5 protein-coding genes are annotated in these 10,140 nt (G+C 35.1%); 3 read left to right on the top strand and 2 right to left on the bottom strand.

What is annotated here, in order from left to right; translation table 11 throughout:
• The 3 genes from IDJ76_RS16250 to IDJ76_RS16240 form a co-directional block, all read left to right on the top strand.
• A partial coding sequence (locus IDJ76_RS16250) for a response regulator (RefSeq protein WP_191164440.1) occupies positions 1-295 on the top strand: 295 nt, incomplete at its 5' end.
• 1 nt (position 296) lies between these two features.
• Positions 297-2,054: a PAS domain S-box protein gene (locus tag IDJ76_RS16245; RefSeq protein ID WP_191164438.1), complete on the top strand. Its 1,758-nt coding sequence runs from the start codon at positions 297-299 to the stop codon at positions 2,052-2,054.
• A 235-nt stretch (positions 2,055-2,289) separates the two neighbouring features.
• Complete coding sequence (locus IDJ76_RS16240; protein ID WP_191164436.1) at positions 2,290-4,098, top strand: ATP-binding protein; 1,809 nt, start codon at positions 2,290-2,292, stop codon at positions 4,096-4,098.
• 810 nt (positions 4,099-4,908) lie between these two features.
• Here the strand turns inward: IDJ76_RS16240 and IDJ76_RS16235 are convergent.
• Positions 4,909-6,090 (bottom strand): hypothetical protein, encoded by a 1,182-nt coding sequence (locus IDJ76_RS16235; protein ID WP_191164434.1) that lies wholly within the window; start codon positions 6,088-6,090, stop codon positions 4,909-4,911.
• 1,041 nt (positions 6,091-7,131) lie between these two features.
• Positions 7,132-10,101, bottom strand: coding sequence for a sensor histidine kinase (locus IDJ76_RS16230; RefSeq protein ID WP_191164432.1), 2,970 nt, complete (start codon positions 10,099-10,101; stop codon positions 7,132-7,134).
• Positions 10,102-10,140 lie beyond the last annotated feature (39 nt).

Below are 10,140 nucleotides of genomic sequence, written 5' to 3'. Positions count from 1 at the left end.
ACAAGCGCCTTATCAGGATGCGATAACACCTGATCTGATCCTGCTTGACATCAATCTGCCAAAAGTTGATGGAATAGAGGTTTTAATTCACATAAAGGAAAGCAAAGTTTTAAAGCGCATTCCTGTAATAATGTTGACGACATCATCTGCGGAAGCAGACATTTTAAAATCTTATAATAATCATGCAAATTGCTATATCACAAAGCCCATCAGCCTGGCGAGTTTTATGGATGTGGTATCAACCATTGAGGAGTTTTGGGTTTCCTTAGTTCAACTTCCGGTAAAGAAAATATGATATGCTATTCAACCCTATCAGCATCCTTGTTATTGAGGATAATTTTGGTGATTTTTTTTTAATAGAGACGTGTTTGCATGACACGCGTATTGATACTAAAAATATTCTACACGCACAAACATTGCAGCAGGGTATAGCAATTCTGTTATCCAATACCATCGATCTTATCCTGTTAGATTTAACACTGCCTGATAGCTTGGCAGGCAACTCATATATAGAAATACAATCTTACAAAAAAAACATTCCTGTTATTATTTTATCAGGGGCAAAAAATGAAGATATGGCACTTGATATTATGAAACAAGGTGCCCAAGATTATCTGCCCAAAGATGAATTAAACCCGAAAATATTAGAAAAAACGATTCTTTACTCCATTGAGCGAAAAAAGAACCTCACCTTATTAGACCAGTCGCAAGCCCAATACCGGCTTTTGTTTGACAATAATCCTTTGCCGATGTGGACTTACGATGTAGAAACTTTAAAATTCGAAATGGTTAATGATGCAGCAATAGAACATTATGGCTATAGTAGGGATGAGTTTTTGGGGATGACCATTTTAGAAATAAGACCGGATTCGGAAAAGCAACGTGTAAAAGAGTTCAATTTCGCAAAACATACTAATAGGTTAAAACATGCAGGTGAGTGGCAGCATTTAAAGAAAAGCGGAGAAATTATTAATGTGGAGATAACATCTCATCTTCTTGAATTTGATGAGAAAAAACTGAAGCTGATAGTAGTTTATGATGTTACTGATAAATTAAGAGCAAAGGAAGAACTTGAAAATAGTGAAAAGATATTTAGATCATTGGTAGAGTCTTTTCCGAACGGCGCGATATCGCTTCTTGATATCGATTTCAACTTTATATACACCAATGGCATGGCATACCAAAAATTAGGTTTAAACCCCAAACCTAATATCGGTCAAAAGTTTCTTTGGCGGGATCGCTATAAAAATGATAAAAAAAGGGTGTATTCAGAACTCGAAAAATGCTTAGCGGGAGAAACTGTATCGTTTGAGTTTAGCGGGATTAACAATGTGTACACCAGTGTAGCCGCGCCAATTTTTTCAGAACGAGGAATTGCGGAAAAAATAATTGTGATAACGCAGGATATTACCGATAAACACAAAGCAGAACAACACTTAAAATTGCTTGAGTCGGTGATCGTTAACAGTTCCAATGGCATCATGATCGTGAATTATCCAAACGGAAAAAAAAATGGCCTCGGAATTATTTTTGCGAATAAAGCACAACAGGAGATGACCGGCTACAGCTTGAACGAGTTACTGGGCAAAAACCCAAGGATTTTTCAGGGAATAGATACCGATAAGCACGCATTAGACCAGATCAGAAACGCTATCGATAAACGGCACAAGACTTCGGTTGAACTGATTAATTATAGAAAAGATGGCACAGCATACTGGGTGAATTTATCTGTTGTACCTATATTTAACAGTAAACGCAAATGCACGCATTTTATCGGCTTAAGTAAAGATATTACGGAACGAAAAATTTCTGAACAGGCTATGCAGAAAGCAAATGAAGAGTTAATGGAGAAGAATAACCGACTTTACGAAATAGCCATGATCAATTCCCATATCATCAGAAAACCTGTTGCCAATATTTTAGGCGCAATGGGGTTGATTGATAAATCCTTAATTAATAACGCAGTGATTGTAGAGTTAATTGAAAAGATTGAAATTAGTACCCAGGAAATGGATAGTGTAATACATGATATTGCAGCAAAAGCTGTAGTTTAAATGTTTGTGTTATTTTACCCATTATTAGGTTAAAAATAAGCCAAATTCCAAACTGTAAGTATGATATTCTCGTAATAGAGTTTATTAGAATCCAAGCACATCAACATTTCGGAAATTACCAATTAGCCTTTAGCGATTTTTTCTCAAACTAATTTCGGTATGTCAGTTCAGACAATATTTTTTTTCATTATTTTATTAATAAGATCCATAAAAATAGCTCACCTAATTTAATATCATGACTTTAACCTCCCGCTGGAAATTTATTTGGCCTTACGTGATTTTAATCATGACTATTCTGTTCATGGTGAGTTTAGATTCGCGCTTGATCAGTAATTCGATAAAAGAGCATAAAACCTATGCCAGAACGATCAACCTGGCTGGAAGGCAACGGATGCTGAGCCAAAAGATCATCAATGGGTTGCTATTGGCGGGCTTGAATGATACGAGCCGGAAACAGCTGATCCAAGACCTTCATGACTGGGATAAAATGCACACCTCCCTTCAACACGGAGACGACGTTAACGGACTAATGAATTTAGACGATACGCCACTCATCAATCTATTCTATGCAATAAATCCCAGCCAACAAAAACTTTACAAAGAAGTAGTAAAATTGTCGGACACTATCAACGGAGGTATTCAAAAGCGACCTTTAGATATCGCAGTGATTAAAAATGCAATAAGATTGCAAAAGGATTATCTGGCAAAGATGGATCATATTGTTTTTGCTACAGACAAGTATGTTGAGCAAAAGCTGACCAAGGCGGCTGACGACGAAATGCTGGCAGCCCTAATTTCGGGCGTTATTTTATTACTGGAAATATTACTGATTGTTTATCCATATCATAGAAAAGCAAACCGGGATTATGATAAAATAAAAATTCAAAGCCAGGAAATCGAGGATCAGAAAGAAGAGATCATCCAGCAAATGGATTTGTTGTCTCAACAGAACCTAACATTAGACAACCTGCAAAGAACGCAGAAATTAACACTTGATGCGATAAATGCCGGGGTTTGGGAATGGGATATCATTACCAACATGCAACAATGGTCAGGGAAATTCTACCAGCTTTTGGGTTACCAGCCTGATGAAATACCTGCCAGCTTTGATGCTTTTGTGAATGAATTACTTCACCCAGACGAAAAGGCAAAACTTGATGAAGCGATTAAAAATCATTTAGCAAAACACACTCTTTACCAATTAAATGTAAGGCTTCTCAACAAAAATGGTACCTATCGTTGGTATGAAACCTCTGGCAAAGCGGAGAGAAATGCCGATAATATTCCTACTAGGATGGCCGGATCAATCATTGATATTAACGATAAGGTCACTTATGAAAGGCAGCTTGAAATATCAAACGCTACAAAAGACAAATTACTGGCTATCTTATCTCATGACTTGCGGGCACCCATAGGCAGCTTAAAATCACTTGTAGATTGGCATAGGGAGGACTACATCTCAGACGAGGAGTTTAAAGAAAGCTTGCAAAAGATCAAAACGACAGTTACTAATCTGTCCGGATCACTGGATAATATTCTACAATGGGCAATGAGCCAGATAGGGGGATTTAAAACCAATCCGCAAAACACCGGTATTGAAGATGTACTTATATTAGTCTGGAATTTACTAAAAGAAACCGCTGATGATAAGGGAATCACAATGCATTGTAAATTACTGAAAGATGGTGTCGTGTATGTGGATCAAAATCATTTATTCTTAGTTCTAAGAAACCTGATCAGTAATGCGATTAAATTCACACCGTCTGGAGGGCGGATAGATATTATGGATTTTGTTAAAGACGACCATGTTTACATTAAGATCACGGACTCAGGGAAAGGCATGACGGCAGAACAAATAGCGCTGATTTTTGAAAATAATCAGATAAGCTCTACTCCTGGAACAAAGGGTGAAATGGGCTCGGGATTAGGATTGTCGATTGCCTTTGATATGTTAAAACGAAACAAGGGCGTACTGGAAATTACTAGCGAAGTTACTAAAGGCAGTTCTTTCATTGTAGTTATCCCGAAGGCAGAAGCCGTGTAAGTTTTCATGCAACCACACGATAGATTTACTCAATCTCTTTGAATACAAAACAAGTCTAAGTCTTTAAATTTTCAGAGTTTTAAGGGAAGACGTTGACGGATTTAAATGAGGACTACCTGAATATCTCCATTTGATTTAATTGACCAAAATAGAAAAAGCAAAGGAAACAATAAACTAACTTGATTGGTTTCCATTAGCAGCCCATAGGAAAATAGGCGCTTAAGTAACTTGTAATTCATTCAATAACTTTAATTGTTCAACAAATGGTTTGAATTATATCCAGTCTGGGGAAAAGATCGTTACCGAAACGTTTTGGATCAGAAGAAAAAGGACACGGGTTTATAAGGCATGAAGATACTTTTAAATGCTGCGGGTGAACAAAAGATTATTGTTAATTTTCTATATCAATGAGAGAAAAAATGCAATTTATTGCTTTAAACTTGTGATGTAGGCTTTCTTTATATGACAGGTCTGTATATTGCGGAATATAGACTTTCGTGATCAGCTTCACCTAAATTTACCGCGGAGAATAGATCAAGTCATCAATCGCCTAAACGATAAAATAAACAGGTATGATCTTCCTGAAGAATTGGCTTTGGTCGCTTTTTTTTCGCCTTTACACTCTCACCGCATACTCGTTGCCATGATTGCTTAATAAGTGAAATATATTTTAACCTATAAATGAAAAAATGTCCGCTTTGAATTAGCGCATTTTAGGTCTGATATCGGCTATCAGACAGTGTATTTACAGTTGCGAATCGAGAATTTGATATATCAATTTCAAAAGAATTAAGATCTCAACATTTTAATTTAAGAAGAGGAGTTTTGTACGCTTAACATATAAAGACGCTGATAAATATAAAGTACAAAAATAGTTGTGATTAGAAAACCATAATTTATTAGTGAGTCGGATGTTAAAGACGTTGCCATAATCATCCACAGATAGTACTTTAAATAATAGTAGGCCGCTGGAATTGTTATTGTAAAACTTTTAATAAAAATTAAAAGATATCCTAAAATTGAAAAAATTCCGAATGATATATATACTTCGACTAATCCCACATCGGATAGGAAATAACCATAACTATCTCCTAGCGCCAAAACAGCTTTCCCGTATCTTGAAGTATCATTAGCAAATCCATTCCCAAATATTTTACTGGCTAAATTGGGTGTAAACTGCGTCAGGAAATAGTCTGCTGCTTTGATTCTTATATAATCTTTTCCGGCCGAGGCGTCTTCTTTCTGTTGGTCCCGTAGCCCGTTGCTTAATTTGGTTTCCATGCTAATGAAAGCGTAGCCTGCGACGACAAATAATAGAACTACAGCGATTTTGTATTTTGGCTTTACCGATCTCAAAAAATGGATTAAATATAATAGCAACATAACAAAAATAGTTTGTCGAGTGACTTGCAGTACCACTATTACTATACCGATAATCGCATACGTAAACCAAAGGTATTTATACTTTGCGGCGGTGGTAGTTACTTTATTAATTGCTATAAAACAAGAAAGGAAAAAAACTCCGCCCCCAGGAAAGTTGACGCGTATGATTCCCCGGTCTTCTTTGAACTCTTCATGGAAACCAAAATACACTATATTACTATGTGTGAATTGAAAAAGAAATAAAATGATATAGAGTGTACCGTAAACCAAAACGATGGTTTCAATATTCCGGATAGAAATTTTTGAGTTCAATAAGTAAAAAAATATAGGCCATATTAAATAAGGAAGGGTTGTTGGCGCGTAAGAAAGTTCTTGTCCCCAAGTAATTTGAGCCATAAAAATGGAAAAAATTATTGCACTGGTGATTAATTGAATAGGCAAGACGAAACCACCCTTAAATTTAAAAAAATATGGCAACGAAATAAGGACTGCGATCAATATATAACCATAGGTGAGGTTTTTTAAAATTCCAGACTGTGCGATCGTTGCATCAAAGAATTTTATCGAGAAAATAACCAAAAAAATTACGAAACCCAACTTCAAGTTCATTCGGGGTTAATTAATTATAATTGCCAAGCGACTATTTTGCAAAGTAATAATTCTGGATTTAGTTGTCGTATCCTTTTTCGTAATTATATTTTTGAGCTAACCATAGACCTACCAGCATTTCCGATCAATTGCGCGAAATCATGATCATTATGCAGTTTACGAATTGCGTTATGGTAACTAGGTTGCAAATTGTATAACTTTCTTTATTGATAGCATCAGTTCTCTCAATTCTAATTATGTTAGTTGATACAGTAACTGAACTTAACATATCTTCTAATACTTTAATATTTATTCCACCTATGTATGTAAGCGGCATAACCATACATAGTGCATTTTTACATCAGGTACCTACCTTTTACTACTCACATCTTGAAGTGCCTTTTTATATGTATTGTAATAAAACCTTTTAGGCTTTATTACAGCTAAAATGTATCGCATAAACGTATTATAGCAAATATATCTAATCAATCGCAAATATATTGGACCTCGACGAATTCTTATTGAAAAATCATGAGCTTTATGAAATTGATTCTTTATCCTTTCGAAATCTTCATCTCCAGAATGTTCAACAACATATCCTACATCAAATGATTTGTCATTGCAAAATTTTGTGAGATAGTAGTTAAACGACTGATGGCCAGCTTTAAAAATCACGTTGTTTACAACATACTTGCTCACAAAAAGTATTTTTATATTACTTAACATTTGATTAATAATGTAAATTCTATTTTTAAATGCGTTATAAGTGGTTTAGCGGATATTTTCTAAAAACCCCATCATTCGTTTTTATGATTACTTTTTTTCGATGATTTTATTTTTTAAGGGCTTGAGATATTCTTTCATAATGGAAACTTTAAAGTAATGCGGATTAATCACGTTAAGCCCTTTTCGACGCAGCAAAATGTAAGTGAAAATGAAGAGGAACAGCTCTGTTACCACCAGGTTACTAAAGGAGCTGATGCAACCCCAGTGTTTTATCATTAAAAGATTTAAAAAAATACTTAAAATCCCTTTTAAGGCCGTTAAATTGGTTGAAATAACTTAAAATTCATCAGAAAAATGAGAACGTTTAAAGATATCGAAAACTAAGATTTGCCATTTTTTTAATGTCTCTTTAAATTTCTTGGTTTGTATTTCGCTAATTGGAATGGCAATGGTTATAGAAGTCCCTGATCCGTTATCTATAGTTAAAAGTGCTTTTAATCTTTTGACTCTTAATTTTATGTTTTCTATTCCCATGGAATCTATTTTTATATTGTCTTCATTAAAGCCAACGCCATCATCTTGTACGTTTAGATGAACAAAATTGTCATCCAATGTGATTAAAAGCGCGGCATTATTAGCTTTAGAATGTTTAATAGTATTATAGGCTAATTCTTTGCTTATCAAGTAGATATCTCTTCTTGCCTGACTGCTGATATTGACATTAATAATATCGTCAGGAATTAATGACTTAAATTCAATCGCTGAATTCTGAAATAAATTGCTCAGCTGGAATTGAATGTAGTAGAGTAGGTTTTCCAAGTTGTCATTTTCAATATTGGTGCTCCAAATAATTTCTCTTATTTTATCAGAAATTTCACTAACCATGGTGCTAATTTCAAGTATCTCTTTAACATCTTTACGCTTTTTACTGGCCAAGTCGGCATAAAGATGTATGGCAAATAATCCAGAGCCGATATCGTCGTGAATTTCTCCGCTTATCCGTAATCTTTCTGTCCGCAAGGATTCCTGCTCTGCGTAAAAGGCACGTTGAAATGCTATCGTGTTCAGATAATAGCTTATCAAAAAATAATTGATTAACGCTAACACAAATATTATTATAAAAATCCTGACCCAAGTACGTTGCCACCAAGGGGCCAAAATCTCGAATTTATAGGTAATCACCTGACCATTTAGATCAGATTTAGGATCAATTGAAACGGCTTTAAAGGTATACGAGCCTGGTTTTAATAGTGGGAAATTTAACACCCTTGCACCAGGCAACGAAACTTTCCATATCGGATCATTTCCGGTAGTCAAAGAATATTTTAAATAGATGCTTTTGCCGTAGTAGTACGATGGGATGCCTATTTCGAAAGAAAAGTTGTTTTGGGAGTAATGCAACGGTTGATGTTCAACTGTTGAGATCTTTTGATTATTTACTGTTATGCCAAGTAAGTAATTTTTAGGTGGGCTTTTAATTGTTTTTTTATCTAAGCTATACATAAGTAAACCATTTAATGTGGTTAAATATGCGTTCCCGTTCAACTCCTCAACATCGGTTACTTGTGCGTCCTGCCTCGTCGGTAAATCGTAATGGTTGATGAACTTAAGTGTAATTGGATCTAACAGCTGCAACGGCCCTGAGCCCATTATCCACAAATGACCGGCAATTGGTTTTAGCTTAAAAACGGATGTAGATAGTAATCCTTCCGATGATGAGACTTGTTTAATTGAATTGGAGTGATATATGAGTAAACCTTTGTTGAAAGTGCCTACATAAATGCTTCCGTTTATAAAGCAAACTGATGAGGAATAAATTGGCTGATTTTGATAAAAGATTTGAGTTAATGCTTTTGTGTTAATTTCAAATAAACCGTTTTTAAAGGCGACAATTAAACTTTTTTTTTTCGGATAATAACTAACGCTTCTGCATTTTTTGTTTAAATAAAACCAGTTGTTTTTTTCATCATATCTAAAAATGCCTCCCCATAAACCGGTAAATTTTTTTTTTAACGAATCTGATCTATTTTCAGGCATTGCAAATAGTCCATCCGTAGAAGCCATAAAAGTAAATTGATCTATTTTAATAATTTCCCTTACATATTTAATAGGGAGATCTGTGATAACATTATCGTTATCGATTTTCCGTGTAAAATTTATAAATCCAAGGTAAAGCGTACTGCCATCAATAGCCGTCAGTGAATTAATTGCGCCGACATTGCCACCGAAAGATTCAGTTTTTATTATTGAATTGCTGGCTGCATTATAAGTTAAAAACCGGCCTTTTTTTGTGCCGAAAAGCAGATTGTTTTTCCATTTGAGTGATGCACTGATCAAATCGCTGTTTGAGGTGACAGATTCGATATTGAGTTCAATTATCCCCGGGTTTTTTTTGTACTTTACAAAAAGGCCTTTGTCTAAGGTGCTTATCCATTGGTTGCCTTCCAGGTCTATTACTACATCAGATATGTTGAGGTTTTGTATATAATCTTTATTGCCAAGGTGATAACTGCCTTTAATTGTATTGACCCATTGCCCGGCTGCGCTTATTGTAGTTGAATTTATAAAACTTTCAAATGAAAAAGTTTGGGCAGTTTTAACAGTATCATTTTTAATAAATATTTTTTTTACCTTACCAGCCGGGTTAGTTTGTAAAAAAGCGGTGTCATTTAAGGTAGTTATGTTAAGTGTTGAAAGATTTGCTGCCGACCCTTTAAATAGGTCGTCACTTTGGATCTGCCTGTAGGCATCATTATTTTCATAAACAAACCAGCCAGATTTTCCGTTGACGATAACACGGTTTTTCAGCACCGCCAGCGAGGTTGTAGGTGATGTAGCGCTGTTATTGCTCTTAACGTATTTTGCTGTTAAAGATTGTGTGTTTAAAACAAATAAGCCTTTATCGCTTGTTGCTACAAGACTACGTCCAAATATGGCTATTTTGGGATATCGGGATTCTTCATCAGCTTTGTAAGCCCCCAGCAGCTTCATTTGCTCATATTCTATGTAAAATATTTGCCCAGTGAAGTTATTGAACCATATTTTCCCATCACTATCTTCGCAAAGCCCAGTTGCAGCGAGCGAAGATTGAGAAGGATTGGAAAAGTTAATAATATTAATCCCATCGTACCTGGAAACACCGAGGTCCGTTGCTATCCATAAAAATCCGTGTCTATCTACAAAAAGATCGTAGATGATTCGAGTGGGGAGGTCAAGTGCAGGTTGTAATGTGTTTGATTGAGAGCTGCTGTATTTGGGTAAAGTAATAAAAAATAGAACTATAGCAATTATTGCTTGCTTAAACATTTGAAATTTATTTTTTGTAAATTAATAAATCTTTAAAAC

Origin of the sequence: Mucilaginibacter glaciei, assembly GCF_014773245.1 — a bacterium.
Taxonomy (GTDB): domain Bacteria; phylum Bacteroidota; class Bacteroidia; order Sphingobacteriales; family Sphingobacteriaceae; genus Mucilaginibacter; species Mucilaginibacter glaciei.
This window is presented reverse-complemented; position numbering and strand designations above follow the sequence as displayed.

Coding starts and splice junctions, on each gene's coding strand:
- IDJ76_RS16240 (WP_191164436.1), top strand. CDS start 2,290: ATGACTTTAACCTCCCGCTGGAAATTTATTTGGCCTTACGTGATTTTA.
- IDJ76_RS16245 (WP_191164438.1), top strand. CDS start 297: ATGCTATTCAACCCTATCAGCATCCTTGTTATTGAGGATAATTTTGGT.
- IDJ76_RS16235 (WP_191164434.1), bottom strand. CDS start 6,090: ATGAACTTGAAGTTGGGTTTCGTAATTTTTTTGGTTATTTTCTCGATA.
- IDJ76_RS16230 (WP_191164432.1), bottom strand. CDS start 10,101: ATGTTTAAGCAAGCAATAATTGCTATAGTTCTATTTTTTATTACTTTA.